The sequence below is a fragment of the Streptomyces pristinaespiralis genome (assembly GCF_001278075.1).
Taxonomy (GTDB): domain Bacteria; phylum Actinomycetota; class Actinomycetes; order Streptomycetales; family Streptomycetaceae; genus Streptomyces; species Streptomyces pristinaespiralis.
The window spans coordinates 1916761-1943600 of record NZ_CP011340.1; the positions used below are offsets into that span (position 1 = coordinate 1916761).

Sequence of the window (26840 nt, forward strand, 5' to 3'; positions counted from 1 at the left end):
TCACACACCACAGCCCACAACAACCCACCCCTACACGGCAGCACTCACTCATCGAAGTCAAACAGCAGCAGTTCACGACCCTCGTCGTCCGCGCCTTCTACGCCGACCTGCTCGCCAACGGGGACAACCAGCGGAACCTGGCCCGCTTCAACTTCCTCGACCCGGCCTCCCGCCGCTTCTACCCCGACTGGGAGCTGTTCCGCGACATGGCGGTGGCCATCCTGCGCCGCGAGGCCGGACGCGACCCCCATGACAAGGGCCTGCACGACCTCATCGGGGAGCTGTCCACCCGCAGCGAGGACTTCCGCACCCGCTGGGGCGCCCACAACGTCCGCCGACACGGGACCGGCACCAAGCGGTTCCGCCATTCCGCGGTCGGCGACCTCACCTTCGCCTACGAATCCCTGGACCTGGCCGCCGAACCGGGACTCAGCATGACCATCTACACCGCAGAACCCGGCTCCCCCTCGGAAGAGGGCCTGCGTCTTCTCGCCTCCCTGGCCGCCACCGAGAACGCGGACCAGGCGGTGCGGCGGTGAGCCGCGTTCTGGTGACCGGCTCCACGGAGGGCCTGGGCCGGGCCACCGCGGAGACACTGCTGGCCGCCGGACACCGGGTGGTGGTACACGCCCGCAACCCTCAGCGGGCAACCGCTCTGCGGCCGCTGCTCGACCGCGGCGCGGACGCCGTCACCGGCGACCTCACCGAGCGTGACGCCGTACGGCGGATCGCCGCCGAACTGAACGACGCCGGTCCGCTGGACGCGGTCGTCCACAACGCCGGCGTCTGGACGGGGCGGGCCGTCATGCCGGTCAACATCGTCGCCCCCTACCTGCTCACAGCCCTGCTGTCGGCACCGCGCCGACTGGTGTACCTGAGCAGCGGCTCCCACTTCGGCGGGCGCCCGGCGACGCGGGGAGTCGACTGGCTCGGCAGGAGCGCGGGCTCTTACGCGGACAGCAAGCTGTTCGTCACCACGCTCGCCGCGGCGGTGGCCCGCCTGCGTCCCGACGTACGGAGCAACGCGGTCGACCCGGGCTGGGTCCCCACCAGGATGGGCGGCCCGGGCGCACCGGACGACCTCGAACTCGGGCACCGGACACAGGAGTGGCTCGCCACGAGCGACGAACCCGAGGCCCTGACCACGGGCGGCTACTGGTACCACCGAAAGCTCATGCAGCCGCACCACGCCGTCCACGACGAGGCGTTCCAGGACGAGCTCCTCGGGGCACTGGCGGAGGAGACCGGCACGGCTCTGTGACGGGTTCTGCTGAGGCTCACGCCCCCGCTCCTCTGGGACGGCACCGCACGCCGCACTCCCCGCCCGGAACGGGACCGGACCACCGGCCCAGGGGTCCGAACACAAGGGGGGAAGGGCAGCCCTTGACTGAGCGGTAAAGGGTTCCGCTGGGGGCTGACGCCCCCGCACCCCGAGCGGCAGCTGTGCCAGCGCCCGGCTTCGGCCGGGCGAGCCCCGAGACCACCACGCCCCCGGACCGGACCAGGCCCAGCCCGGAAGCGCCCCGAGGGCGTCACGCCCCCGGACCCGGCCGGGCCGGCCCGCACCGCGCCCCGCAACGCCCCCGAACCGAACCGGACCGGACCGGACCGGACCGGACCGGGCCGGGCCGCCCTCGGACACGCCGTGCCCCCGCGGCGCCGCGGCCCCGTCAGGTCGGGGTCGAGGCCGTGTCGGCCGGTTCCAGCGGCAGGGTGGGCTCCTTCGGCGGCGTCGCCGCCGTCCGCAGGAAGCGGCGGCCGATCGGCTCCGTCCACCGCGCCGTGAGCGGCCCGATGATCACCAGGATCAGGACGTACGCCGTGGCCAGCGGCCCGATCCGGGGTTCGACGCCGACCGCGAGGCCGGCAATGACGATGGAGAACTCGCCGCGGGCGACCAGCGTGCCGCCGGCACGCAGACGCCCGCGCGGCCCGATGCCCGCGCGACGGGCCGCGTACCAGCCGGTTGCCACCTTCGTCAGCGCGGTGACGACGGCGAGGATCAGCGCGGGGACGAGGACCGGCGGAATGTCCGCCGGGTCGGTCGACAGCCCGAAGAAGACGAAGAAGACCGCGGCGAACAGGTCCCGCAGGGGCGCGAGAAGGTTGTGCGCGCCTTCGGCGACCTCGCCGGAGAGCGCGATGCCGACGAGGAAGGCGCCGACGGCGGCGGAGACCTGGAGTTCCTGCGCGATGCCGGCGACGAAGAGCGTCAGGCCGAGGACGACGAGCAGCAGCATCTCGGGGTTGTCGGAGGAGACGGCCCGGCTGATGAGCCGGCCGTGGCGCAGTGCGACGTAGAGGACGATGCTGACGGTGCCGAGCGAGATGAGCAGGGTGAGGCTGCCGCCGGCGAGGCTGAGTCCGGCGAGCAGGGCGGTGAGCAGCGGCAGGTAGACGGCCATCGCGAGGTCCTCGATGACGAGGACGCCGAGTATGACGGGCGTTTCACGGTTGCCGAGCCTGCCGAGATCGCCGAGGACCTTGGCTATGACGCCGGACGACGAGATCCAGGTGACGCCGGCGAGCGCGACGGCGGCCACCGGACCCCAGCCGAGGATCAGCGCCGCGACGGCGCCGGGGAGGGCGTTGAGGACGAAGTCGACGATGCCGGAGGGGTATTGCGTCTTGAGGTTGGTGACGAGTTCGGACGCGCTGTACTCGAGGCCGAGGAGCAGCAGCAGGAGGATGACGCCTATCTCGGCGCCCGTGGCGATGAATTCCTCGCTGGCGTTCATCGGCAGCAGCCCGCCGTGGCCGAAGGCGAGTCCGGCGAGCAGGTAGAGCGGGATGGGCGAGAACCCGATGCGTCCGGCGAGCCGGCCGAGCAGGCCCAGGGCGAGGATGATCGACCCGAGTTCGATGAGCAGCGCGGTGGTGTCGTGCACGGGTGGCTATCCTCCGGTGATCAGTTCGGCGACGGCGTCGACGCCTTCGCGGGTTCCGACGACGACGAGCGTGTCGCCGATGGCGAAGCGGAAGTCGGGCGTGGGCGAGGGGAACGCCGCGGTGCGACGCAGTACGGCGACGATGGACGCTCCTGTGCGGGTGCGCGCCTGGGTGTCGGCGAGCAGCCGGCCGGCGTAGGGGGACCGTTTCGTCACGGGGATGTGCTCGGTGACGAGGTCGATCTCGATGTGCTGGTGCAGGTGCGCGACCGGGTCGGGGACGAGCAGCTTGGACAGTGCGGTCGCCTCGTGGGGGGCGAGGGCGGCGGCGTCCTTGCAGGCGTCGTCGTCCTCCGGGTCGTGGAAGGCGAGGATGCGGCGGCCGTCCTGGTGCACGACGACGGACAGGTGCGCGCCGGCGTCGGTCTTGAGGTCGTACCTCGTGCCGACTCCGGGCAGGGCGGTTTTGCTGACGTGTGCGGTGGGTTCCATGGAGGGCTCCATACGGGCGGTCGTCGACGCTGTGCGGGCGGCTGTGCTGTCTGTTCGGGTGGTGCGCGGTGTTCGCCGCGGCACCACCGGAGGGGGATTCTGCATCAACCGCCGTACAGGGCACCGGCCGGCCCTGGATCGGGTCGGCGGGGGTCGGTCAGTCGAGCCGGGCAGGCCCGGTCGGACGCGGTCCGGCCGGTGGGTCCGGTCGTCGGTCGCTGCGAGACGTATCGGGAACGCCGTCCCGCGCCCGCGCGTCGATGCGCACCGGTCCGGCGTCACGCGCGATTCCGGCATTACGCGCAATTCCGGCGCTACGCACGACTCCAGGGCCGCGCCCGTACCCACCGGGACGCACCGGTCTGCCGAGACGCACGGATCCGGCGTCGCGGACGAACCCGTGGACGGCCTCTACGGGCACGGCGGGCACGCCGAACCCCTCACGCCCGGGCGTCGCCGCAGGCACGAGCGTCACCGACGGGCCGCGGGCATGGCTGCCGTGCGCCATCTCCCACCCCCCGCCCGGCCGGCACCTCATGGGCGCCGGCACACACTCCTGCCGTTGACACGCATTGCGTTCGCTCCAGGAGCATGGCAATGACTCGGTAAAGAATTCTACCGCAGGACAATTGCCGCGAATGATGAACTACCCACCGAACAGGGCATTCTCACTCGCCCGTCCGCAACTGCGGCCGCCGTCCGAGGAGTTCTGCGGCCCCCCGCCGTGTCGCGGCGACGACGACCCGGTCCTGGGGCCTGAGCACGTATCCGGGATGGAGGTCCCACACCAGCCCGGTGGGGTTGCCCTCGTGGTCGCGGCGGGCGTTCGCCAGGTCCGGCTGCCTTTCGTCGGGCTCCGTCGCGTCGAGGGCGACGATCCGCCAGGCCCCGGGCCTGAACGCCTCCGCGACGGTGCGGCCCTCCAGTCGGGGGTGTCCGGCCACGTCGACGGCGGCGAAGAGCAGCACCTTGCGCTCCACCGGTACGGCGCCGAGGATCTGGCGTCCCATCATGGCGACGGCGAACGCGGGCGCGGCGAGCGTGGAGACGCTGCGGCTGCGGGTCAGGGCGTCGGGGTGCGCGGCGCGCAGACTCCGGTAGACGGCGGTCGCGAAGTCGTCGTCGTAGATGCGCAGGGCCACACGGAGGTCGGGTTTGGCGGAGCGGGCGTAGAGCGCGGCCTCCAGGTTCGTGGTGTCGACGCTGGTGAGGGCGAGCAGCGCGTGCGCGCGGTGGATCTTGGCGGCCTCCAGGACGCCCTCCTCGGTCACGTCACCGATCACGGTGGGCACCCGCAGCCGGCGGACGAGGGCGATGCCGCGAGCCTCGGGGTCCTCCTCGACGCAGACGACGGGGATGCCCAGTTCGCGCAGGCGCATCAGCACCCGGCTGCCGATCTTCCCCAGCCCCAGCAGCACGACGTGACCGGACAGGCCGCGCGGCGGGCGGCGCAGTGCGGAGGCGCTGCGGAAGGTGCCGAGGGCCTCCAGTGCCGCCGCGACCGTCAGCGGCAGCAGCATCAGACCGGCGAGTCCGGTGAGGAGTTGCAGGACCTGCCGGTCGGCGTCGGCGCCGGTCGCCGGGTCGCCCATGGCGAACAGGTCCAGCAGGACCAGGTACGTGGCGTGCAGCGGGTCGTCTCCCGTGGTGATCCATGAGGCGACGGCCAGGGCGACGACGACGGCGCCGAGACCGGCCAGCGACCAGCGCAGCCGCCGGGAGAACAGCCGGCCGAGGGGGACGCTCCGGCCGGCGAGGGGACCCGGTCCACCGCTCCCCGCCCGGTGGGAGATGGCCTCGAGGACGACGGTGCCTCGCCCGGTGGCCTCGGCGACGCTCCGGTCGTCGGGCAGCAGGCGTGGCCCTTCCTGTCCGCTCCGGTCGGAACCCTCGGCGCCGGCGGGGTCGTTGGTGGTGGACGACAGCAGGGCGAGCGTGCACAGGCCGGGGTCGGCGACCTCACCGCGGGCGGGCGGGGTGCGCTCGACGGCCCGCAGCAGCAGCCCGTCCGCCTGGACGATCTTGCTGGTGCCGGCGACGGCGGTCGCGGCCAGCGCGGGGGCCGCGGTGTCCGCGTCGGAGAGCACGGTGGTCGAGGCGTCCAGCGCCTGACCGGTGAGGCCGGGGAGGGACAGCGCGGCGGCCTGGTCGAGGAGTTCGGTGAGGTGCTGGCCGAGTTTGCGGTTGTAGAGCCGGATCACCAGCCGCAGGTGGGGGTTGAGTCTGCGTGCGGCGAGCGCGGCCCGGATGTTCGTCTCGTCGTCGTCGTGGACCAGGGCCAGTGCGGCGGCCCGGCCGACGCCGGCTTCGAGGAGTACCGCCTCGTCGAGCTCCAGGGTCTCGATGACCCTGGGCAGATCGGGCGGCGGGGTGTCGCCCGGAGCGGTGGGCACGGTGGTGCCGACGGCCCTGGTCATGACGGCGGACATCCGGCCGAACAGGGCGGAGGCCCTGACCCGCCCGGACAGGGGCAGTTCAGGGCTCCGTGAGGCCTGGGCGGCCGGTACGACGAGGGTGACCCGCTCGCCGTACACCTCGCGGAGTTCGCCGGCCAGCCGGTGGACGAGGGCGTCGTCCCCACACACGATCATGTGGCCCTGGGCGGTGGGGGGTTGCGCCTGATGAGGGAGTGAGGAGGAGGACACGCCCCATAGACTGCCCTGCCCCACCGGCCGGTTGCGCCGCGGGGTCCTCGGGCCTACTCGTGCGTGTGCCCGTCCTCGCTCCCGTCATGGCTCTCCTCCGTGTTCCCCGGCGTGTTCTGCCGCGTGTCGGTCCCCTGGCCGGGGGCGTCCGCCGTGACGACGGTGAACGCGGCGGTGCGGACCTTGCCTTCGTGCTTGAAGTCGAGGAACAGCCGGTACGCGCCGGGGCTCGGGGCCGTGGCGGTGAAGGTCACTTCGGGGCCGGGGCGGGTCGTGCCGTCACCGGGTTCGCCGCCGGGGTGGACGTGGAGGTAGGCGAGGTCACCGGAGCGCAGCGCCACCAGGTGTCCGTACGCCCCGAGGTACGGCTCGAGGTCGGTGACCGGGCGGCCGTCGCGGGAGACGCTCAGCTTCAGCTCGCCGGCCTTCGCGGGGCGCAGGGCGCCGTCGAGGGTGACGGTGTAGCCGTCGACCTTCGCCACCTTGGTGGCGGCGGGCAGCGGGGCGGGCCGGTAGTCGCCGGAGACCGCGAGGTCCGCGCCGAGGGTGAGGTTCTTCGCGCCCTCGGCGGCCGGGGTGAAGTCGGCGAAGAGGCGGTAGTCCCCCGCCTTCGGCAGGTCGGCGTCGATGCTCCAGGTGCCGTTCGCGGCCCTGGTGGGGTGCAGGTGGCGGTAGGTGCCGAGGTCGCGCGAGGCGAGGATGAGGTGGAGTTCCTTGTCGTGTTCGCGCTGGTAGGCGGTGACGGGCCGGCCGTCGCCGTCGCGGACGGTGAAGCGCAGTTCACTGGTCCGCCCGGCGACGACGCGCGGGGTGTCGAGGTCGAGGGTGTAGCCGCCCTCGGAGATCTGCAGCCCACCGGCGGCGGAGGGGCCGTGGCCGCCGGGCTCCTCCGAGGCCCGGCCGGTCGCCGGGTGCTCGGAGTGCGCGGCGGGCGGGGGTGCCGTGTCGACGGGCGCGACCACGTTTCCCACTCCGTATGCGGCTCCGAAGGAGGCGGCGAGCGCGGCTGCGAAGGCGGTGATCTTCATGGGGGTCTTCATGACGTCTCCTCGGGAGAAATACCCAGCGGGGGTATGAGAGCCACCTTAGCAGATACCCATGGGGGGTATGCAATGGGAGAAAGAAGAGGCGCCCGCCTGGATCGGCGGGCGCCTCTTCCGGGCACCTTTTCCGGGGACGTCACCCCTGCGACAGCGACGCCGCCGCCCAGGCCGTGACCCGGCCGGCGGCGTCGAGGGCGATCAGCGGGACGGATCCAGAAGGATCTTGTGGACACCGTCGGCGCGGCTGCTGAACAGTTCGTACGCCGCAGGGCCCTCGGAGAGCCCGAAGCGGTGGGAGACCACGGCTTCCGGGGTGATCCGGCCGGCGCGGGTGAGGGAGAAGAGGGCCGGCAGCTCGTAGTGCACGGAGCACAGGCCGATGGCGAACTCCAGCTCCTTGACCTGGGCCAGCCCCATGTGGAAGGGGAAGGCCTCGTTCTGGCTGACCCCGACGACACTGACCCTTCCGGCCTGCCGGACGGCTCTGAGGGCGAGCTCGATGGTCGCGTCGGAGCCCACGGCCTCCACCACGGCGTCCGGGCCGCGTCCCCCTGTCATGTCGCGGATGGCCGCCCGGACGTCCTCCGCCTCGGCCCCCTCGACCGGCTCGACGCCCATAGTCGCGGCGAAGGCACGACGCTCGGCGACGAGGTCCACACCCAGCACCCTCGCGGCGCCCATGGCGAAGGCGGACTGGGCCGTCATGATGCCGACCGGTCCGAGGCCGATGACGAGCACCGTCTCGCCGGGTCGGATGCGGGCGCGGCGGCAGCCGTACCAGGCCGTGGGCGCGTTGTCGGTGAGGACCACGGCGGCCTCGTCGGAGATGTCCTCCGGCAGGCCCACCAGGTTCATGTCGGCGTAGGGCACCGCGAGGGCCTGGGCCTGGCTGCCGGGGAGCTGCGGGCTCACGCCGTAGCAGAGGTCGAGCAGGCTCTTGGCGCGCTCGCACCGGGCGGTGAACCCCGCCGCGCAGGTCGGGCACAGGGTGCAGCCGACCGACGCGGGCAGCATGACCCGGTCCCCGGGCCTGAAACGGGTGACCTGGTCGCCGGTCTCGACGACCACGCCGACGCACTCGTGCCCCGGCGTGTAGCCCACCTCCGGGCTGAACGGGTTGCCGCCGTAGATGTGCAGGTCGCTGCCGCAGATGCCGGCCGCGGTGACCTGGACGACCGCGTCCGTGGGTGCGGCGACGACCGGGTCGGGGACCTCCTCGAAGCGGATGTCATGACGGCCTTGGTAAGTCAGCGCCTTCACCGGCTCCCACCCTCCCCTATGGCTGTGCCTGTACTGTGCCCATCCGCGACCTCGAGAACCAGCTTTCCGTGGTTCTCCCCGCGGAACAGCCGCATCAGCGTCCGCGGGAACGCCTCGACCCCTCCGGGCACCACGTCCTCCAGCGACGTGAGCCGGCCCTCCGCCCGCCAGGCGGCGAGCTGCGCGATGCCCTCCGCGTAGCGGTCGGCGTAGTCGAACACCACCATGCCCGTCATGGAGGCTCGATTGACCAGCAGGGACATGTAGTTGGCGGGGCCCTGCGGCCGGGTGCTGTTGTACTGCGAGACCGCACCGCAGATGACGACGCGGGCCCCGCGCGCCAGCCGCAGCAGCACGGCGTCGAGGATGTCGCCGCCGACGTTGTCGAAGTACACGTCGACGCCGTCGGGGGCGTGCTCGCGCAGCGCCTTGCGGACGTCCTCGCTCTGGTAGTCGATCGCCGCGTCGAACCCGAACTCGTCGACCACCAGACGGCATTTGCGCTCACCGCCGGCTATGCCGATGACCCGGCAGCCCAGGATCTTGGCGATCTGGCCGACGATGCTGCCGACGGCTCCGGCCGCGCCGGAGACCACGACGGTCTGGCCCGGCTCTGGACGTCCGATGTCGATGAGGCCGAAGTAGGCCGTCAGGCCCGACATGCCGAGCGTGCCGAGATAGGTCGGCAGCGGCGCCGCGGCCGGGTCGACCTTGGTGACACCGCGTCCGTCGGAGAGGCAGAACTCCTGCACGCCGAAGGTGCCCGACACATGGTCGCCGACGGCGAAGCCGGGGTGCCGGGAGGCGGTCACCCGGCCCACCGCGCCGGCGCGCATCACCTCACCGAGCTCCACCGGCCGGATGTAGGACCTGCCGGCGTTCATCCAGCCGCGCATCGCCGGGTCGATCGACAGGTACAGGACCTGCACCAGGAACTCCCCGTCGGCCGGCTCGCCGACGGGCTCCTCGACGTGCTGCCAGTCGGTGTCCCGCGGCTCGCCCGCGGGACGTGCGGCCAGGCGCACCTGGCGGTTGCTTGTGGTCATCTCCGGCTGCTCCTGCGTTCGGCGGTGGATCCGGGCCGGCGGGCACAGCCGGCAGGCTGTCCGTCGCCGTGTACCGACGCACCACCGGGCATACCGGCCAGTCGGTACGTCGTCGTGAGCGTACGGGCGCGCCCCGCCCGGCACAAGAGGACTCCGGTGCGACATACGCCGCGGACCCCGGCCACGGCGCACTGACGCCACCCGGCAGCCGGTCCCGGTGCCCGGCCGGCGGGTCGGGTCCGGCGCCGGGGCCCGACCTCCGCGCACCCATGGGGCCAGGTAATAGCCACTTTTTTGTGGGTACTTGTCGCCGGATGCACGCGAGGCGAATCTGATCACGGGCGCCGGAAAGGGCGCCCGGATCCGGACGGACGGGAGGGGGACGGGAGGAATTCAGGAGGTCGAGCGGGCCTCCGCAAGCCTCTCCAGACGGCGGTGACCCCAGTCGGAGACGGGGGCCAGCACCTGTGAGAGTTCGCGGCCGAAGCCGGTGAGGGAGTACACCGTCTTCAGCGGCAGCACGTCGTGCACCTCCCGGTGCACGAGCCCGTCGGCCTCCATCTCCCGGAGCGCCTGGGTCAGCACCTTCTCGCTGAGGCCCGGCAGTCGCCGGCGCAGTTCACCGGGGCGCTGCGGACCGGACTCCAGCAACCACAGCAGCGCCGTCTTCCACTTGCCGTCGATCACAGCGATCGCGGCGGTCACTCCGCAGACACCCGTGTCCTGGGACCGACTGCGTGTCATCTTCACCCCGTTCATCCCTATATACCCTGAAACTTACAGGAGTTGAGCCATGTCATCGCGCTACGAACAGTCTGCCGTCACCGTCCTCGGCCTGGGGCCGATGGGCCGTGCCCTGGCCCGTGCGCTCCTGGACGCGGGCCTGCCCACCACGGTCTGGAACCGGACGCCCGGCAGGGACCGCGAGCTGGTCGAGCAGGGCGCGGCCGGCGCCCGGACGCCCGAGGAGGCGGTCGCCGCGAGCCCTCTGACCCTAATCTGCGTCGTGAACTACGACGCGGCGGACGCCGTGCTGCGGCGCGACGCGGTCACGGACGCACTCAAGGGCCGCGCCGTGGTGAACCTGACCGCCGACACCCCGAACCGGGCCCGCGACACCGCACGGTGGGCGGCGGAGCACGGCATCCGCTATCTGGACGGCGCGATCATGACGCCGACCACGACCATCGGGACACCGGCCGCGGTGTTCATCCACAGCGGCCCCGAGGAGCTCTACCAGGAGCACCGGCCGGTGTGGGAGGCGCTGGGCGGCACCCACACCCACCTCGGCGAGGACATCGGCCGGGCGGCGGCCTACGACATCGCGTTGCTGGACATCTTCTGGACCGCGATGGCGGGCTATGCGCACGCCCTCGCGGTGGCGGGTGCGGAAGGCGTCACCGCCCGTGAACTGGCGCCGTTCGCCCAGGGCATCGGCGCGATCCTGCCACCGCTCTTCGGGGAGGTCGCCGGGGAAGTGGACGACGGCACCTTCTCCGGCGAGGGCAACCCGCTCACTTCGGCGGTGTCGTCCATGGCCCATGTCGTCGAGACCTCAGAGGCACACGGCATCGACGCGGGCGTGATGCGCGCCGCCGAGGGCATGGCACGCCGCGCCGTCGGACTGGGACACGGCGCGGACGGTTTCGTCCGCATCGCCGAAGTCCTCGGCCGCCGCTGAGGACACGGGCGAGGGACCGGCACCCGGCCGATCGGCACGCCCGAGTGGCAGCCCGGCCGAAGGGCACGGCTGCGGCGGCTGCCGCTCAGGAGCGGCAGCCGTCTCCCGGCGGCGTCCCGGCCCCTGGGCGCGCCCGCCTCATGCCCCGAGGACTTCGGCGACCGCTCCGAAGTAGCGTGCGTGCGCGGACGCGCTGGGCGGGATCTCCGGGTTCCACGGCAGGAGCCGGGCACGGTCCCGGAGTTCGTCCCAGTGCGCCGCCCCCCGCAACCGCTCGACGGGGAAGGCGTTGGCCCGCACGTCCACCAGGACCACGTCCGGTTCCAGCCGGGCGGCTGCGGCCCAGTCGGTGGTGGACCAGTTGATCCCGGCGCCCGGTTCCGGCTCGGCCAGGCCGACGCCGCATTCCGACAGCGCCCGCAGATCGGACCACGCCCCGGGCCTGGCGAGATGGACACTGTCCTGCCCCGCCGGCGACAGCGCCAGGACCCGCACACCGGCCGCCTCGGCCGCGGCGGCGCCCAACCGCGCGCGGGCAGCCGCGAGTGAGGCCGCGGCGGACGGATCGGGCGCCGCGCCGAGAGAGCCCGCCAGCGCGTCGAACCGCTCACGCACCTCGTCGAACGAACGCCCCTGGCCCACGTCGAGCACGACGACCGGGACGCGTTCCTCCAGGTACTTGGCCGTGTCCGGCTCCAGGCCGTAGATCTGGTCGGAGCCGTACGCCACGGCCACCACCAGGTCCGGACGGGCGGCCAGGACGGCGTCCGCGTCGACACCCGGGCCCGACCCGAGGTAACTCACCTCGGTCAGCGGCAGGTCACCGGACTTGGCGGGGTCGGGGCCCGCGCCGTCGTGGGCGGAGCCGAATACTCCGGCCGGCAGGAGCCCGTGGTCGAACAGCGCGGCGCCCGCCTGTATGTAGGTGACCGTCCGGGCCGGGGTGCGCGGTGCGGAAGCCAGCCGCCCGCGGTCGTCGAAGAACTCCCAGTGCGATTGTGGCGCCATGCGGCCGAGCCCCCCACGTCGAGCGGTCGTTCGGTGGTGTCGCTGTCCACGTTTGACTGCCCCACCGCCCGCCGCCTCACGCCTCGCGGGCGCCGCTGTTTCGGCTCTCCGGGACGGAGCCGGTCAGCGCGGCGCGGCGGCGGGCAGGGACACCTCGAAGCGGCAGCCACCGCTCACGTTGCTCACCTCCGCGCGGCCCGCGTGCGCCTCGACGATGCCGCGGACGATGGCCAGGCCAAGACCCGCGCCGGCAGGCGGCGTACGGGCCTGGGAGCCCCGCCAGCCCGTGTCGAACACGCGGGGCAGATCCTCCTCGGGAATGCCGCCGCAGCCGTCGGTCACGGAGAGCACCACCCAGTCCTCGCGCCGTTCCGCCGCGACGGCGACCGTGCCGTCGGCGGGGGTCCGGCGGATGGCGTTCACGAGCAGGTTGGCGAGGACCCGGGTCATCTCCTTGCCGTCGACCTCGACCGGGACCGGCTCGACGCCGTCACCGACCAGACGCACCCCGTGCTCACGGGCCAGCGGGTCGGCGCCCGCGAGAGCCTCCCCCACCAGGTCGTAGAGCGACATCCGGGTCGGGGTCAGCGCGAGCGCGCCCGCGTGGATACGGGACAGCTCGAAGAGGTCGCCGACCATCGAGTTGAGCCGGTCGACCTCGGTGCGGATCTGACGGAAGTAGCGGTCGGGGTCCTGCACCACGCCGTCCTCCAGCGCCTCCGACATGGCGCGCAGACCGGCGAGCGGCGTGCGCAGATCGTGGGAGATCCAGGCGACGAGCTCACGCCGGGACGTCTCGAGGGCGCGTTCCCGTTCCCTGGACTCGGCGAGCCGGTCGCTGGTGGCTGCCAGTTCCCTGCTGAGCGCCTCCAGTTCCGCCGTGGAAGGGACGCCGGGCGCTGCGAACGAACCGCCGTCCCCGAACGACCGTGCGGCAAGGGCCAGTTCACGGCTGCGTGCGACGACCCATCTGCCGAGCAGCAGGGCCGTCGCCAGGGAGACGACGGCCGCCATCGCCACGACCATGGTGACCACGGTCAGGTCGTGCGGCGACAGGAACATCGCCTGCGCCACCGCGAGGGTGCCCGCCAGCATGGCGGTGACGGTCACCGCCGCGACCACGGTCAGCGACACCACGACGGAGCGGTGCCGCAGCACCCGCAGCACCAGGGCACCGACGATCCCGGCCGCGGCGGCGCCCATCAGGGCGTAGCACGCGATCAGCAGCATGTCCCGCACGGCGATCAGCCCTCTTCCGGCGAGTCGAAGCGGTAACCGACTCCCCACACCGTCTGGATCAGCCTCGGCCGGGCCGGGTCGTCCTCGATCTTGCCGCGCAGGCGGCGCACATGGACGGTCACGGTCGACAGGTCGCCGAACTCCCAGCCCCACACGTCCTGCATCAGGCGCTCGCGGCCGATCGCCTCGCCCGGATGCCGCATCAGATGGGCCAGCAGGTCGAACTCCCTGAGGGTGAGCGCCAGTTCATGCCCGTCCTTCGTCGCACGCCGGGCACCGGGGTCCAGCACGATGCCCGCCGCCGCCAGTTCCGGTCCGGCGCGCCGTTCCCCCGCTCCCCCGCCGCCCCTGCGCAGCACCGACTCCACCCGCAGCACCAGCTCCCGCGGGCTGAACGGCTTGGTCACGTAGTCGTCCGCGCCCACCTCGAGGCCGAGGATGCGGTCGTCCTCGTCGCCCCGCGCCGTGAGCATGATCACCGGCACCCGGGCCTGCTCGCCGGCGCGCAGCCGGCGGCACACCTCCAGGCCGTCCATGCCCGGCAGCATCAGGTCCAGCACGACCAGGTCGGGCCGCCGCCCGGCCGCGAGCCGCAGCGCCTGCGGCCCGTCCGCGGCACGGTCCACGGCGAAGCCGGCGCGCTCCAGGTACCCGGTGACGACCTCCGCGACCGTCGGGTCGTCGTCCACGACCAGAATGCTCTGCATGGTGCCAGTGTCCTCGCCCGCGGGGACGCCCACCGGCCGGGCCGCCTTACGAAACCGTGACGTCCGATTCGTTCAAGACCTCCGGCCCGCCCGGTCCTACGTTGGTGGGCATGACTCCACGATTCGACGCGATCGGCCTGGTCGTCAGCGACATGGCCGCCTCACTCGCCTTCTACCGCCGCCTCGGTCTCGACATCCCCGCGGAGGCGGACTCCGCGCCGCACGCGGAGGCCGTACTGCCCGGCGGGCTGCGCCTGATGTGGGACACCGAGGAGACGGTCCGCTCCTTCGACCCCGACTGGACCCGCCCCGACGGGGGCGAACGGATGGCACCGGCGTTCCTCTGCGACAGCGCCGCCGAGGTCGACGCGCTGTACGACGAACTCGTCGCCGCCGGGTACCGGGGCCACCTCAAGCCCTGGGACGCCGTCTGGGGGCAGCGTTACGCGGTCGTCCTCGATCCCGACGGGCTCGGCGTCTCGCTCTTCGCCGCCCTGTCGTAGGCGCCGAGCGTGATCCCGGCCAGCGCGCGCATCTCCCGGGCGAGGTGCGCCTGGTCGGCGCAGCCGGCGCGGTGCGCGGCGTCCCCGTACGGGACGCCGCGGCGTACCAGCGCCAGGGCGCGCTGCAGCCGCAGGATCCGGGCCAGCGTCTTGGGGCCGTAGCCGAAGGCGTCCAGCGACCGCCGGTGCAGCTGCCGGGCGCCGAGCCCGGCCGCCTCGGCCGCCGCGGCGACCGTGCCGCCGGCGTCCAGGTGCCGTACGACGGCCCCGAGCAGCGGGTCCGGCGGCACGGCCCTCTCCAGGGCGATCGCCTCCAGTGCGACCGCCTCGTCCGGTGCCTCGCCGATCCGCTCGGCGAGCCTGCGGGCCTCGGCGGCGCCCCACAGGTCCGCCAGCTCCACCCGCCGGTCCCGCAGCTCGTGCGCGGGCACCCCCAGCAGGGCGGGCGCGCTCCCGGGCGCGAACCGCACCCCCGCCCAGGCTCCGCCCGCGCCGGTGCTGTGCGCGTGCGTATCGGGCCCCGCGACGAGCAGCCGCCCCTCGGACCAGAGCAGGTCCATACAGCCGTCGGGCAGCACGGGCCTGGCACCGGGCCCGGCACTCCGCGTCCACACGACGGCCCCGGGGACTACCGAGGCGCGCTCCGCGTACATGCCTCCGAGGCTATGCCCCCTGCGGGGGCGTTTTCCGCCCCTCCGCTGTACATGACGGGGCGGGCCCCGTCCCCCCGTCCGGGGCGGGGAAGGTTTCCGCGGGGGCTGCCGCCCCCACACCCCCGGAACGGCGGCTTCGCGCCGCACGCTCCAGTGAGGACAGGACCGGGCCCCCGGGGTCTCCAAGGCGACAAGGGGGCACTGCGCGTCCGACACCCCGCGGACAGCAGCTTCACGTCGCACGCCCCGGCGAAGATCGGCCACCGGTGTCCCGACCCCGGACGAACAGGGGGCGACCCTGGCCGGAGGGGAAGCGGGGCGTTGCTGGGGCCACCGGCCGGGAGGGGCGGTGCCGGGCGAGAGGGGCGGGCGGGCGAGAGGGGCAGTGCCGGCCGGGAAGGGCGGTGCCGGGCGAGAGCGGCGGTGCCGGCCGGGAAGGGCGGTGCCGGCCGGGAAGGGCGGTGCCGGGCGAGAGCGGCGGTGCCGGGCGAGAGCGGTGAGGACAGCCATGCCGGGCGTCCCCTCCGGAGGCCCCGCCACCCGCACCCCCACCGGCGCAGCCAGCCCCGCAGGGGCAACGCCCCCATGCCGGACCGGGCCCCGGGAAACGCCCCGAGCCGTCACGCTCACGGACCGGGCCACGCCCGGAAACGCCCCGAGCGCGTCACGCTCACGGACCGGGCCACGCCCGGAAACGCCCCGAGCGCGCCACGCTCACCGACCGGGCCACGCCCCGGGCCAGGAGCGCAGCGCCCGCCGTCGGGCGTAGCGCTCGGGAAAGCTAGTCGCGGCCGTCCCGGCCGTTCTCCTTCGTCGTGTGCAGACGCGCCCGCACGTCGTCCACCGGCAGGAACTTCGACCAGCGCTCCGGGAACTCGGACGGCATGTCCCCGCCGCCCTCCTCGTCGTCCGCGTCGCCGTACATCTCCGCGGCCCGCGCCCGTGCCAGCAGCTGCGCCGCGTCGGCGGCGCGCGCCCGCTCGTTCGCGGCGCGGGCCGCGGCCGTGGCGACCGACGGCCAGACCCGGTCGATCGCGGCGTTGACCGCCGCGCCGACGAGGACGGCGAAGGCGGAGATGCCTATCCAGAGCAGGAAGGCGATGGGCGCGGCCAGCGAGCCGTAGATCGTCGGGCCTTCGACCTGGCTGGTGAGGTAGATGCGCAGCAGGAAGCTGCCGAGGATCCACATGCCGAGGGCCACCAGGGCGCCCGGGATGTCCTCTACCCATGGGGACCGTACGGGCACGGACACGTGGTAGAGCGTGGTCAGGAAGGCGATGGAGAGCAGCATGACGACGGGCCAGTACAGGATCCGGACGACTTCCGTGCCCCAGGGCATGAGTTCCACGACCCGGTCGGGGCCGACGACGGCGAGCGGCAGGACGACCGCACCGATCAGCAGGGCGACGATGTACAGCAGGAACGCCAGCAGCCTCGTGGCGACGATGCCGCGGTGCCCGTCGAGCCCGTACATGACCGTGATCGTGTCGATGAAGACGTTCACGGCCCGCGACCCGGACCACAGGGCGATGGCGAAACCGATGGAGATCAGGTCGGGCCGGCCGCCCTGGGTGACGTCCTCGAGGAGGGGTTTGGCGATGTCGTTGACGCCTCGGTCGGACAGTACGGTGCCGACGGCGGTGAGGATGTTCTCCTCGATGGAGGCGACGGTGGTGGTGTTGGTCCAGTCGTCGATGTAGCCGAGGAGGCCGATCAGTCCGAGCATCAGCGGCGGGACGGACAGCAGTGTGAAGAACGCCGCCTCGGCCGCCAGGCCGAGAATGCGGTACTCGATGCACGAATTGACGGTGTCTTTCAGCAGCAGCCATACCATCTTCCGCTTCGAGACGTTGCGGTAGAGGACTCGGGCCCGGTGGAGCCGGCCCGACGGCCGCTCGGGTGTTTCGTTTGCTGCCTGCACCTCCTTACCGTATCGGCATGGCAGCCAGCACCCACACAGTGACCAACCAGCCTCCGCCCCTGGTGGGGTACGACGTGTTCACCGCCGACCGCGCCCTCGCGGAGGCGGTCGACCGGCATGTGGCGGCGGAGGCCGGTGACGCGGCGCGCGAGGAGCTTTCCGGGCTCGGCCGGGCGGCGGGCTCGGCGGAGGCCCAGGAGTGGGGCGCGCAGGCGGACGGGAATCCGCCGCGGCTGCGGACGCACGACCGGTACGGGCACCGGATCGACGAGGTGGACTTCCATCCGGCCTGGCACCGGCTGCTGGACCGTGCCGTGTCCGCGGGGCTGGTGGACGCCTGGGGCAGGCCGGGCGGCCATGTCCGCCGGGCGGCCGGTTTCCTGGTGTGGACGCAGGTCGAGGCGGGCCACGGCTGCCCGGTGTCGATGACGCACGCCTCGGTGCCGGCGCTGCGTACCGATCCGGTGCTGGCGGCCGAGTGGGAGCCGCGGCTGACGTCGACCGTGTACGAGGAGGGTCTGCGGCCGGCGTCGCAGAAGCGCGGGGTCCTGTTCGGGATGGGCATGACGGAGAAGCAGGGCGGCAGCGACGTACGGACGAACACGACGCGTGCCGAGCCGCTGGCACAGGACGGCGAGTACCTGCTCACGGGGCACAAGTGGTTCTGTTCGGCGCCGATGAGCGACGGTTTCCTCGTGTCGGCGCAGGCGGCGCCGGCGACGCGGGAAGGCGGCCTGACCTGCTTCCTGGTGCCCCGGGTGCTGGAGGACGGCAGCCGGAACGTCTTCCGGATCCAGCGGCTGAAGGACAAGCTCGGCAACCGCTCCAACGCCTCGGCCGAGGTCGAGTTCGAGGGGACGTGGGCGCGGCGGGTCGGCGAGGAGGGGCGGGGGGTGCGCACGATCACCGGGATGGTGGCGGCGACCCGTCTGGACTGTGTCCTCGGTTCGGCCGCGCTGATGCGGCAGGCGGTGGCGCAGGCGATCCATCACACGGCGTACCGGAGCGCGTTCGGCGGGCTGCTGATCGACAAGCCGCTGATGCGCAATGTGCTGGCCGATCTCGCGCTGGAGTCGGAGGCGGCGACGACGCTCGGGATGCGGCTGGCGGCGGCGTACGACGCGGACACGGAGCAGGAGCGGGCGTTCCTGCGGCTGGCGGTCCCCGCGGCGAAGTTCTGGGTGGCGAAGCGGTGCACGCCGGTGGTCGCGGAGGCGTCGGAGTGTCTGGGCGGCAACGGCTACGTCGAGGAGTCGGGCATGCCTCGGCTGCTGCGCGAGTCACCGCTGAACTCGATCTGGGAGGGGTCGGGCAATGTGCAGGCGCTCGATGTGCTGCGCGCGCTGCAGAGGGAGCCGTCGGCGCTGAACGCCTTCCTCCAGGAGGTGGGCAGGGCGCGTGGTGCGGACCACCGGCTGGACGGGGCGATCAAGGGGCTGCTGACGGAGCTCGCGGATCTGGACGGCATCGAGGCGCGGGCGCGCCGGCTGGTGGAGCGTATGGCGCTGGTGCTGCAGGGGTCGCTGCTGGTGCGGTGGGCCCCGCCGGAGGTGTCGGACGCGTTCTGCGCGTCGCGTCTCGGCGGCGACGGCGGGTCCGTGTTCGGCACGCTTCCGCACACGCTGGACCTGACGTCGATCGTGGAGCGTGCCCGCGCCGTGGTGTGAGCCGAGGATCCTGCGCGGTGGAGGGGGCCGGCCCCGTGGCCGTGTGAGTTCCGTCCCCCGGGCGCCCGCGTGCGGCTCCGGGAGATGCGGCCGTCCGGAGACACCGAACGGGTGCGGGCCGCTGCAAGACGGCCCGCACCCGCGACGGTTGACGGGTGGTGCTGCGCCGACACGGCACCACCCACACCGGCGAACCGGTGTTCCGTCACCTTCGTACACGCGCACGCCCCTTCGCGACGGTTGCAAAGGGTTGCATCCTTGTGTGGCATAACGCGGCGCACGGCGGCCGGGCGGGTGGAGGATTGGGTCGGCCACCCCCGCACACCGGACGCCGGCGTCGCCGAGGAGGACCCCGTGAAGAATGCATCGCTCGACCTGGCCGGGCTTGCGGCAATGGACACCGCCGAGGCCTTGCGGCTGCTGAAGGGTGTGCGGGACGCCGCCCTGTCCGGCCGCCGGCCGAAGGTCGGGCCCCGCGCCGACATCGACGAGTCGTGGCAGCGGATGCTGCGCCGGGGCCTGGACCCGGACCGGGACCGCAGGGCCGGGCTGCTTCCGCTGGAGGAGCTGGAGCGGCGCAGGCTCTCCTCGCCGCTCGTGGAGGTGCTGCCGGTGCTGCGCGAGGGGCTGGTCTCCTTGGCGGAGGGCGCGCAGCACATCATGGTCGTCGCGGACGCCGAGGGCCGGCTGCTGTGGCGGGAGGGCAGCGCGGCCGTCCTCCGCAAGGGCGACTCGCACGGTTTCGTGGTGGGCGCCGACTGGAAGGAGGAGCTGGTCGGCACGAACGGTGTCGGTACTCCTCTGGTGTCCCGGCGTCCCGTGCAGGTGCACTCCGCCGAGCATTTCGTCTCCACCCACCACACGTGGACCTGCGCCGGGGCGCCGATCACCGACCCGCGGGACGGCAGGCTGATCGGTGTCGTCGACATCAGCGGTCCGCTCTCCACGATGCACCCGGCGACGCTGGCGCTGGTCACCTCGGTGGCCCGTCTCGCGGAGGCCGAGCTGCGCAACCGCCACCACGAGGCGCTCGACCGGCTCCGCAGTGTCGCCTCGCCGCTGCTGGGACGGCTGGGCGGCCGGGCGGTGGCGGTGGACGCGAACGGCTGGCCGGCGGCGGTGACGGGCATGGCGCCGCCTGGCAGGCTGCCGCTGCCGAAGTCGGTCAGGGCCGGCCGGCTGTGGCTGCCGTCGCTCGGTGTGTGCACGCTGGAGCCGCTGCCGGGCGGCTGGCTGATCCGGCCCGACGAGGCATCGCCGGAGGCGGAGCCGGGCCGGGTGGTGCTGGACCTGAGCCGGCCGCGGCGGCCGTGCGTCACCGTCACGGGCGCCTCGGGGAGCTGGTCGCACGAGCTCAGCCCGCGCCATGCCGAGCTGCTGTACGTCCTGGCGAGACATCGCGAAGGCCGGTCGGCCGCCCAGCTGGCGCAGGACATCTTCGAGGATCCGACGCGGACGGTGACCGTCCGGGCCGAGATGTCCCGGCTGCGGCGGCATCTCGCGCAGGTCCTTGCCCACCGGCCGTACCGCTTCGCGGAGGAGGTCGAGGTGGAGCTGGTGCTGCCCGAGCGGCCGGCGGACCTGCTGCCGCACTCGAGCGCCCCGGCCGTGCGCCGGGGGCCGGTGCCGTGATTCCCTGGCGCGCATGAGCACCGTCACCGTGACCACCTGGTCCCTCGAACAGACCTCCCCCGAAGACCAGCGGCCGGCGGCCGCCCCGGAGGAGGACATACGCGTCGTCCGGGCCGAGGTGCCCTCGCCCGAGTTCAGCCGGTTCCTCTACACGGCGGTCGGCGGGGACGTCCGGTGGACCGACCGGCTGGGCATGACGTACGCCGAGTGGCAGAAGCTGCTGGAGCGCCCGGGGGTCGAGACCTGGGTCGCGTACGAGAAGGGGACGCCGGCCGGTTACGTGGAGCTCGAGGCGCAGGACGACGGCGTCGTGGAGATCGTCTACTTCGGGCTGATCCCGGCCTTCCGCGGCCGCCGGATCGGCGGGCATCTCCTGTCGGCCGTGGTGGCGCGCGCGTGGGACCTGGCGGAGCGGTGGCCCGGCATCGCGCCGACGAAGCGGGTGTGGCTGCACACCTGCTCCCTGGACGGCCCGCACGCGATGGACAACTACCTGCGGCGCGGGTTCCGTGTCTTCGACACGAAGGTCACGGAGGAGGCCGAGGTCTCCGCTCCTGGCCCCTGGCCGGGTGCCGCGCTCTGACGCTCTTCCGCGTCCCCTTGCGGGGCGCGGCGTACGTTCTCCGGTGACCCATGACACACTGTCTCGCGATGCGGGACAGTGTTGTCCACATTCTGGATGAAGGTGGACTGGGTCCAAAGTCCCATGACACGCTTCCGTCATGTCCAGCACTGGAATTGCCTTGGTGAGTCGGCGGCACGTCGACCTCGGCCGCATGTCCAGCGCCATCTGTCCGGCCTGCTGAGAGCTCAGCACCGCCGCACTTCCGACTTTTCCTCACCCCGCCCTGCGCACCGTCGCGCTTCCCGCGAGTGTGCAGCTCAGAGCCGCCCTCCTGCAGTCTCGAAGGACTATCACCATGGCCGCCAGCCCTGAAAAGCCCGACTCCGTCACGCCCCGCCGCAAGGCCGGACGCCACCGTGGCGAGGGCCAGTGGGCCATGGGGCACCACACGCCTCTGAACGGCAACGAGCAGACCAAGAAGGACGACGACGGTCTCAATGTGCGGACACGCATTGAGACGATCTACGCGCACCGGGGCTTCGACTCGATCGACGGCGCCGATCTGCGCGGACGCATGCGCTGGTGGGGCCTCTACACCCAGCGCAAGCCCGGGATCGACGGCGGCAAGACCGCGATCCTGGAGCCGGAGGAGCTGGACGACGAGTTCTTCATGCTGCGCGTGCGCATCGACGGCGGGCGGCTGACGACCGAGCAGCTGCGGGTCATCGGCGAGATCTCGCAGGAGTTCGCCCGCGGCACCGCCGACCTCACCGACCGGCAGAACGTGCAGTACCACTGGATCCGGATCGAGGACGTCCCGGAGATCTGGCGGCGGCTCGAGGCCGTGGGCCTGTCGACGACCGAGGCCTGCGGTGACACGCCCCGCACCATCCTCGGCTCGCCGGTCGCGGGCATCGCCGCGGACGAGATCATCGACGGCAGCCCCGCCATTGACGAGATCCACCGCCGGTACATCGGCAACAAGGACTTCTCCAACCTGCCCCGCAAGTTCAAGACCGCGGTCTCCGGCTCGCCGCTGCTCGACGTCGCCCACGAGATCAACGACATCGCCTTCGTCGGCGTGAACCACCCCGAGCACGGTCCCGGCTTCGACCTCTGGGTCGGCGGCGGCCTGTCCACGAACCCGAAGCTCGGCGTGCGCCTCGGCGCCTGGGTCCCGTTGGAGGAGGTCCCCGCCGCCTGGGAGGGCGTGGTCTCGATCTTCCGGGACTACGGCTACCGCCGGCTGCGCAACCGCGCCCGTCTGAAGTTCCTCGTCGCCGACTGGGGGGCGGAGAAGTTCCGCCAGGTCCTCGAGGACGAGTATCTGAAGCGTCCGCTGCTCGACGGCCCCGCGCCCGAGCAGCCCGCACAGCAGTGGCGTGACCACATCGGTGTCCACCGCCAGCAGGACGGCCGTTTCTACGTCGGGTTCGCGCCGCGCGTCGGCCGGGTCGACGGGGCCACCCTCACCAAGATCGCCGAGCTGGCGGAGACCCATGGCTCCGGCCGGGTGCGCACCACGGTCGAGCAGAAGATGATCGTGCTCGATGTGACGGAGGACCGGGTCGAGTCGCTGGTCTCCGGCCTCGAGGCACTGGATCTGCGGGTCACGCCGTCGCCGTTCCGGCGGGGCACGATGGCCTGCACCGGCATCGAGTTCTGCAAGCTGGCCATCGTCGAGACCAAGGGGCGCGGCTCCGCCCTGATCGACGAACTCGAGCGCAGGCTGCCGGAGTTCGACGAGCCGCTCACCATCAACCTCAACGGCTGCCCCAATGCCTGCGCCCGCATCCAGACCGCGGACATCGGCCTCAAGGGCCAGCTCGTGCTGGACGACGAGGGCAACCAGGTCGAGGGCTACCAGGTGCACCTCGGCGGCGCGCTCGGTCTCGACCCGGCGTTCGGCCGCAAGGTGCGCGGTCTGAAGGTCACCTCCGACGAACTCCCCGACTACGTCGAGCGGGTCCTGAAGCGCTTCACGGAGGAGCGCGAGGACGGCGAGCGGTTCGCGACGTGGGCGGCACGCGCCTCGGAAGAGGCTCTGTCGTGAGCGAGCGGGCGGCGCCGTTCTACTGCCCGTACTGCGGCGACGAGGATCTGCGTCCCAGCGAAGAAGGTCACGGCGCCTGGGAATGCGCGGCGTGCAATCGGGCCTTCCAGTTGAAGTTCCTCGGTCTGCTGACCCGGGGACTTCAGCGCAACGACGGTGGAGGGGAAGAGATATGACGACGGTTCAGGCCGAGCGGGATCTCAAGTCGCTGGCCGAGCAGGCGGGCCGGGACCTCGAGGAGGCCTCCGCGCTCGAGATCCTCAAGTGGGCCACGGAGACCTTCGGCCCGCGGTTCTGTGTCACCTCCTCGATGGAGGACGCGGTGGTCGCCCACCTCGCCTCCCGCGTCCTGCCCGGCGTCGATGTCGTCTTCCTCGACACCGGCTACCACTTCGAGGAGACCATCGGCACCCGCGACGCCGTGGACGCGGTGATGGACGTCAACGTCATCACGCTCACGCCCCGCCAGTCGGTGGCCGAGCAGGACGCCCAGTACGGCCCGAAGCTGCACGACCGCGACCCGGACCTGTGCTGCGCGCTGCGCAAGGTCAAGCCGCTCGAGGACGGCCTGACCGCCTACGACGCGTGGGCCACGGGCCTGCGCCGTGACGAGTCCCCCACCCGGGCCGGTACGCCGGTCGTCGGCTGGGACGAGAAGCGGCGGAAGGTCAAGGTCTCCCCGATCGCCCGCTGGACGCAGGACGACGTGGACGCCTACGTCGCCGAGCACGGTGTGCTCACCAACCCGCTGCTGATGGACGGTTACGCCTCCGTCGGCTGCGCGCCCTGCACCCGCCGGGTGCTCGAGGGCGAGGACGCACGCGCCGGCCGCTGGGCGGGGCGGGGCAAGACGGAGTGCGGGCTGCACGGCTGATGACGTACACACCGGAGATTCAGGAGAAGGAAGTGACCGGAGCCACCATCTGGCTCACGGGTCTGCCGAGCGCCGGCAAGACCACCATCGCGTACGAGCTGGCCGGCCGGCTGCGCGCGGAGGGCCACCGCGTCGAGCTGCTCGACGGCGACGAGATCCGCGAGTTCCTCTCGGCGGGCCTCGGCTTCACCCGCGAGGACCGGCACACGAACGTGCAGCGGATCGGCTTCGTCGCGGAACTGCTGGCGTCCAACGGTGTGAAGGTCCTGGTGCCGGTCATCGCCCCGTACGCGGACAGCCGTGAGGCCGTGCGCAAGCGCCACCAGCGGGAAGGCACGCCGTACGTGGAGGTGCACGTCGCCACTCCGGTCGAGGTGTGCTCGGAGCGGGACGTGAAGGGGCTGTACGCGAAGCAGGCCGCGGGCGAGATCAGCGGACTGACCGGGGTCGACGACCCGTACGAGGAGCCCGAGACGCCCGATCTGCGGATCGAGTCCCAGAACCAGACCGTGCAGGAGTCAGCGGCAGCCGTTCACACGCTGCTCGGAGAGAGGGGCCTGCTGTGACGACCAGCGTCGACATCGTGAGCGAGGGCACCGACAGCCCGTACGCGCTCAGCCACCTGGACGCCCTCGAGTCGGAGGCCGTGCACATCTTCCGTGAGGTCGCGGGCGAGTTCGAGCGCCCGGTGATCCTCTTCTCCGGCGGCAAGGACTCGATCGTCATGCTGCACCTGGCGCTGAAGGCGTTCGCGCCGGCTCCGGTGCCGTTCTCGCTCCTGCACGTGGACACCGGTCACAACTTCCCCGAGGTGCTCGAGTACCGCGACCGCACCGTCGCCCGGCACGGGCTGCGGCTGCACGTCGCCTCGGTGCAGGAGTACATCGACGCCGGCAAGCTGCGCGAGCGGCCCGACGGCACCCGTAACCCGCTGCAGACCGTGCCGCTGACGGAGGCCATCCAGCAGCACCGTTTCGACGCGGTGTTCGGCGGCGGCCGGCGCGACGAGGAGAAGGCGCGCGCCAAGGAGCGGGTGTTCTCCCTGCGTGACGAGTTCTCGCAGTGGGACCCGCGCCGTCAGCGGCCCGAGCTGTGGCAGCTCTACAACGGCCGCCACGCGCCCGGCGAGCATGTCCGGGTCTTCCCGCTGTCCAACTGGACCGAGCTGGACGTGTGGCAGTACATCCAGCGCGAGAAGATCGAACTCCCCCAGATCTACTTCGCCCACGAGCGCGAGGTGTTCAAGCGGTCCGGCATGTGGCTGACCGCCGGCGAGTGGGGCGGCCCCAAGGAGTCCGAGACGCCGCAGAAGCGGCTGGTGCGCTACCGCACCGTCGGCGACATGTCCTGCACCGGCGCCGTCGACTCGGACGCCACCACGCTGGACGCCGTGATCGCGGAGATCGCCGCCTCCCGTCTCACCGAGCGGGGCGCGACCCGGGCCGACGACAAGCTGTCAGAGGCCGCGATGGAAGACCGTAAGCGCGAAGGGTACTTCTAAAGATGACCAGCCCCACCGAGCAGCTGGCCGAACAGCTCTCCGCCACCACCCTGCTGCGCTTCGCCACCGCCGGGTCCGTCGACGACGGCAAGTCCACCCTGGTCGGGCGGCTTCTGCACGACTCCAAGTCGGTCCTGGCCGACCAGCTGGAGGCGGTCGAGCACGCCTCCCGCAGCCGCGGCCAGGAGACGCCCGACCTGGCGCTGCTCACCGACGGCCTGCGGGCCGAGCGCGAGCAGGGCATCACCATCGACGTGGCGTACCGCTACTTCGCCACCCCTCGGCGGCGGTTCATCCTCGCCGACACCCCGGGCCATGTGCAGTACACCCGCAACATGGTCACCGGCGCCTCGACGGCGGAGCTCGCGGTCGTGCTGGTCGACGCCCGTAACGGCGTCGTCGAGCAGACCCGCCGCCACGCCGCCGTCGCCGCGCTGCTGCGGGTCCCGCATGTGGTCCTCGCGGTCAACAAGATGGACCTCGTCGACTACGCGGAGCCCGTCTTCGCGAAGATCGCCGAGGAGTTCACCGCGTACGCCGCCTCGCTGGGCGTCCCGGAGATCACCGCCATCCCCATCTCGGCGCTGGCCGGCGACAACGTGGTGGACCCCTCCGCGAACATGGACTGGTACGGCGGCCCGACCGTGCTCGAGCACCTCGAGACCGTCCCCGTCAGCCACGACCTGACGGGCTGCCACGCCCGGCTGCCCGTGCAGTACGTGATCCGCCCGCAGACCGCCGAGCACCCCGACTACCGCGGCTACGCGGGGCAGATCGCCGCCGGCACCTTCCGCGTCGGCGAGTCCGTGACCGTCCTGCCCTCCGGCCGGACCTCGAAGGTCTCCGGGATCGACCTGCTGGGCCGGTCCGTGGACGTGGCCTGGACGCCGCAGTCCGTCACGCTGCTGCTGGAGGACGACATCGACGTCTCCCGCGGCGACCTCATCGTCCCGAGCGACGACGCGCCCGCCACCACGCAGGACATCGAGGCGACGGTCTGCCATGTCGCGGACGAGCCGCTCACCGTCGGCCAGCGGGTGCTGCTCAAGCACACCACCCGCACGGTCAAGGCGATCGTCAAGGAGATCCCCTCCAGGCTCACCCTCGACGACCTCTCCCAGCACCCCGAGCCGGGCCGGCTCGTCGCCAACGACATCGGCCGCGTCAAGGTCCGCACCGCGGAGCCGCTGGCGCTCGACTCGTACGCGCACTCCCGCCGCACCGGCTCGTTCCTGCTGATCGACCCGGCCGACGGCACCACGCTCGCCGCCGGCATGGCCGGGGACGCGTTCGCCGCCGAGGACAAGGCCCCCGCCGCGGACGACGAGGGCTGGGACTTCTGACGATGACCGACATCTACTCGACCTTCGCCAAGGAGGGCGGCCGCGTGGGCAGCGGGGCGCTCGGCGCGGGCACGGGCGGGGTGGCGCGATGTGCGCGATGACGTACGCGCACCGCATGC

Annotated in this window: 25 protein-coding genes and 1 pseudogene; 14 read left to right on the forward strand and 12 right to left on the reverse strand. The window is 72.5% G+C overall.

What is annotated here, in order from left to right; genetic code table 11:
• Positions 1-83: 83 nt before the first annotated feature.
• Positions 84-539, forward strand: a pseudogene (locus SPRI_RS08010) (MmyB family transcriptional regulator); the annotation flags it as partial.
• The gene (locus tag SPRI_RS08015; protein ID WP_005310224.1) at positions 536-1261 is read left to right on the forward strand and encodes an SDR family NAD(P)-dependent oxidoreductase; all 726 of its coding nucleotides are present in this window, start codon (positions 536-538) and stop codon (positions 1259-1261) included. The pseudogene SPRI_RS08010 and the gene SPRI_RS08015, both read left to right, overlap by 4 nt.
• 409 nt (positions 1262-1670) lie before the next feature.
• Here SPRI_RS08015 and SPRI_RS08020 read toward each other — a convergent pair whose 3' ends face one another.
• The 7 genes from SPRI_RS08020 to SPRI_RS08050 form a co-directional block, all read right to left on the reverse strand.
• Positions 1671-2888 (reverse strand): cation:proton antiporter, encoded by a 1218-nt coding sequence (locus SPRI_RS08020; RefSeq protein ID WP_053556814.1) that lies wholly within the window; start codon positions 2886-2888, stop codon positions 1671-1673.
• A gap of 6 nt (positions 2889-2894) precedes the next feature.
• A complete protein-coding gene (locus tag SPRI_RS08025) occupies positions 2895-3380 on the reverse strand; it encodes a cation:proton antiporter regulatory subunit (protein ID WP_005310228.1) in 486 nt (161 codons plus the stop codon).
• 668 nt (positions 3381-4048) lie between these two features.
• Complete coding sequence (locus SPRI_RS08030; protein WP_037773435.1) at positions 4049-5971, reverse strand: NAD-binding protein; 1923 nt, start codon at positions 5969-5971, stop codon at positions 4049-4051.
• 107 nt (positions 5972-6078) lie between these two features.
• The gene (locus SPRI_RS08035; protein WP_037773437.1) at positions 6079-7065 is read right to left on the reverse strand and encodes a hypothetical protein; all 987 of its coding nucleotides are present in this window, start codon (positions 7063-7065) and stop codon (positions 6079-6081) included.
• A 201-nt stretch (positions 7066-7266) separates the two neighbouring features.
• Positions 7267-8328, reverse strand: a complete 1062-nt coding sequence (locus tag SPRI_RS08040; protein WP_005310238.1) for a zinc-binding dehydrogenase — start codon at positions 8326-8328, stop codon at positions 7267-7269.
• Positions 8325-9374, reverse strand: coding sequence for an NADP-dependent oxidoreductase (locus tag SPRI_RS08045; protein ID WP_182327852.1), 1050 nt, complete (start codon positions 9372-9374; stop codon positions 8325-8327). Before SPRI_RS08045 ends, SPRI_RS08040 begins: the two co-directional genes overlap by 4 nt.
• A 393-nt stretch (positions 9375-9767) precedes the next feature.
• Entirely contained in the window at positions 9768-10118 is a 351-nt protein-coding gene (locus SPRI_RS08050; protein ID WP_037776122.1) for a winged helix-turn-helix transcriptional regulator, read from the reverse strand.
• Positions 10119-10167: 49 nt separating this feature from the next.
• On the opposite strand from SPRI_RS08050, the gene SPRI_RS08055 reads away from it, so the two are divergent.
• Complete coding sequence (locus SPRI_RS08055) at positions 10168-11055, forward strand: NAD(P)-dependent oxidoreductase (RefSeq protein ID WP_005310245.1); 888 nt, start codon at positions 10168-10170, stop codon at positions 11053-11055.
• A 138-nt stretch (positions 11056-11193) separates the two neighbouring features.
• Here SPRI_RS08055 and SPRI_RS08060 read toward each other — a convergent pair whose 3' ends face one another.
• From SPRI_RS08060 to SPRI_RS08070, 3 genes are all read right to left on the reverse strand, one after another.
• On the reverse strand, positions 11194-12063 hold the full coding sequence (locus SPRI_RS08060) for a TroA family protein (protein WP_053556815.1): 870 nt from the start codon (positions 12061-12063) through the stop codon (positions 11194-11196).
• A 123-nt stretch (positions 12064-12186) separates the two neighbouring features.
• Positions 12187-13302: a sensor histidine kinase gene (locus tag SPRI_RS08065; protein WP_005310251.1), complete on the reverse strand. Its 1116-nt coding sequence runs from the start codon at positions 13300-13302 to the stop codon at positions 12187-12189.
• A 5-nt stretch (positions 13303-13307) separates the two neighbouring features.
• Positions 13308-14009, reverse strand: a complete 702-nt coding sequence (locus tag SPRI_RS08070; protein WP_050791440.1) for a response regulator transcription factor — start codon at positions 14007-14009, stop codon at positions 13308-13310.
• 110 nt (positions 14010-14119) lie between these two features.
• Between SPRI_RS08070 and SPRI_RS08075 the strand changes: the two genes are divergently transcribed.
• Entirely contained in the window at positions 14120-14512 is a 393-nt protein-coding gene (locus SPRI_RS08075) for a VOC family protein (protein WP_053556816.1), read from the forward strand.
• Here the strand turns inward: SPRI_RS08075 and SPRI_RS08080 are convergent.
• Positions 14452-15165 (reverse strand): helix-turn-helix domain-containing protein, encoded by a 714-nt coding sequence (locus SPRI_RS08080; protein ID WP_053556817.1) that lies wholly within the window; start codon positions 15163-15165, stop codon positions 14452-14454. The genes SPRI_RS08075 and SPRI_RS08080 overlap by 61 nt on opposite strands.
• A 781-nt stretch (positions 15166-15946) precedes the next feature.
• Positions 15947-17086 (reverse strand): YihY/virulence factor BrkB family protein, encoded by a 1140-nt coding sequence (locus SPRI_RS08085; protein WP_053556818.1) that lies wholly within the window; start codon positions 17084-17086, stop codon positions 15947-15949.
• Between the two features lie 17 nt (positions 17087-17103).
• On the opposite strand from SPRI_RS08085, the gene SPRI_RS08090 reads away from it, so the two are divergent.
• The 10 genes from SPRI_RS08090 to SPRI_RS08125 all read left to right on the forward strand — a co-directional run bounded on the left by SPRI_RS08090 (position 17104) and on the right by SPRI_RS08125 (position 26721).
• Entirely contained in the window at positions 17104-18753 is a 1650-nt protein-coding gene (locus SPRI_RS08090) for an acyl-CoA dehydrogenase family protein (protein ID WP_005310257.1), read from the forward strand.
• Positions 18754-19107: 354 nt separating this feature from the next.
• Positions 19108-20385: a GAF domain-containing protein gene (locus SPRI_RS08095; RefSeq protein ID WP_053557707.1), complete on the forward strand. Its 1278-nt coding sequence runs from the start codon at positions 19108-19110 to the stop codon at positions 20383-20385.
• Positions 20386-20398: 13 nt separating this feature from the next.
• The gene (locus SPRI_RS08100; RefSeq protein WP_005310261.1) at positions 20399-20968 is read left to right on the forward strand and encodes a GNAT family N-acetyltransferase; all 570 of its coding nucleotides are present in this window, start codon (positions 20399-20401) and stop codon (positions 20966-20968) included.
• A 139-nt stretch (positions 20969-21107) separates the two neighbouring features.
• The gene (locus tag SPRI_RS39850) at positions 21108-21191 is read left to right on the forward strand and encodes a putative leader peptide (RefSeq protein ID WP_310650533.1); all 84 of its coding nucleotides are present in this window, start codon (positions 21108-21110) and stop codon (positions 21189-21191) included.
• A 114-nt stretch (positions 21192-21305) separates the two neighbouring features.
• Positions 21306-23003, forward strand: a complete 1698-nt coding sequence (locus SPRI_RS08105; RefSeq protein WP_005310263.1) for a nitrite/sulfite reductase — start codon at positions 21306-21308, stop codon at positions 23001-23003.
• Positions 23000-23179, forward strand: a complete 180-nt coding sequence (locus SPRI_RS36970; protein ID WP_078951228.1) for a hypothetical protein — start codon at positions 23000-23002, stop codon at positions 23177-23179. The genes SPRI_RS08105 and SPRI_RS36970 overlap by 4 nt, the downstream gene beginning before the upstream one ends.
• A complete protein-coding gene (locus tag SPRI_RS08110) occupies positions 23176-23877 on the forward strand; it encodes a phosphoadenylyl-sulfate reductase (RefSeq protein ID WP_005310267.1) in 702 nt (233 codons plus the stop codon). Before SPRI_RS36970 ends, SPRI_RS08110 begins: the two co-directional genes overlap by 4 nt.
• Positions 23877-24443: an adenylyl-sulfate kinase gene (cysC, locus tag SPRI_RS08115; protein WP_050791441.1), complete on the forward strand. Its 567-nt coding sequence runs from the start codon at positions 23877-23879 to the stop codon at positions 24441-24443. Before SPRI_RS08110 ends, cysC begins: the two co-directional genes overlap by 1 nt.
• The gene (cysD, locus tag SPRI_RS08120; protein WP_005310271.1) at positions 24440-25378 is read left to right on the forward strand and encodes a sulfate adenylyltransferase subunit CysD; all 939 of its coding nucleotides are present in this window, start codon (positions 24440-24442) and stop codon (positions 25376-25378) included. The genes cysC and cysD overlap by 4 nt, the downstream gene beginning before the upstream one ends.
• A 2-nt stretch (positions 25379-25380) precedes the next feature.
• Positions 25381-26721: a sulfate adenylyltransferase subunit 1 gene (locus SPRI_RS08125; protein ID WP_005310273.1), complete on the forward strand. Its 1341-nt coding sequence runs from the start codon at positions 25381-25383 to the stop codon at positions 26719-26721.
• Positions 26722-26840: the final 119 nt, after the last annotated feature.

Coding starts and splice junctions, on each gene's coding strand:
- SPRI_RS08025 (WP_005310228.1), bottom strand. CDS start 3,380: ATGGAACCCACCGCACACGTCAGCAAAACCGCCCTGCCCGGAGTCGGC.
- SPRI_RS08030 (WP_037773435.1), bottom strand. CDS start 5,971: ATGATCGTGTGTGGGGACGACGCCCTCGTCCACCGGCTGGCCGGCGAA.
- SPRI_RS08035 (WP_037773437.1), bottom strand. CDS start 7,065: ATGAAGACCCCCATGAAGATCACCGCCTTCGCAGCCGCGCTCGCCGCC.
- SPRI_RS08045 (WP_182327852.1), bottom strand. CDS start 9,374: ATGACCACAAGCAACCGCCAGGTGCGCCTGGCCGCACGTCCCGCGGGC.
- SPRI_RS08050 (WP_037776122.1), bottom strand. CDS start 10,118: ATGACACGCAGTCGGTCCCAGGACACGGGTGTCTGCGGAGTGACCGCC.
- SPRI_RS08055 (WP_005310245.1), top strand. CDS start 10,168: ATGTCATCGCGCTACGAACAGTCTGCCGTCACCGTCCTCGGCCTGGGG.
- SPRI_RS08060 (WP_053556815.1), bottom strand. CDS start 12,063: ATGGCGCCACAATCGCACTGGGAGTTCTTCGACGACCGCGGGCGGCTG.
- SPRI_RS08070 (WP_050791440.1), bottom strand. CDS start 14,009: ATGCAGAGCATTCTGGTCGTGGACGACGACCCGACGGTCGCGGAGGTC.
- SPRI_RS08075 (WP_053556816.1), top strand. CDS start 14,120: ATGACTCCACGATTCGACGCGATCGGCCTGGTCGTCAGCGACATGGCC.
- SPRI_RS08080 (WP_053556817.1), bottom strand. CDS start 15,165: ATGTACGCGGAGCGCGCCTCGGTAGTCCCCGGGGCCGTCGTGTGGACG.
- SPRI_RS08090 (WP_005310257.1), top strand. CDS start 17,104: ATGGCAGCCAGCACCCACACAGTGACCAACCAGCCTCCGCCCCTGGTG.
- SPRI_RS08100 (WP_005310261.1), top strand. CDS start 20,399: ATGAGCACCGTCACCGTGACCACCTGGTCCCTCGAACAGACCTCCCCC.
- SPRI_RS39850 (WP_310650533.1), top strand. CDS start 21,108: ATGTCCAGCACTGGAATTGCCTTGGTGAGTCGGCGGCACGTCGACCTC.
- SPRI_RS08105 (WP_005310263.1), top strand. CDS start 21,306: ATGGCCGCCAGCCCTGAAAAGCCCGACTCCGTCACGCCCCGCCGCAAG.
- SPRI_RS08110 (WP_005310267.1), top strand. CDS start 23,176: ATGACGACGGTTCAGGCCGAGCGGGATCTCAAGTCGCTGGCCGAGCAG.
- cysC (WP_050791441.1), top strand. CDS start 23,877: ATGACGTACACACCGGAGATTCAGGAGAAGGAAGTGACCGGAGCCACC.
- SPRI_RS08125 (WP_005310273.1), top strand. CDS start 25,381: ATGACCAGCCCCACCGAGCAGCTGGCCGAACAGCTCTCCGCCACCACC.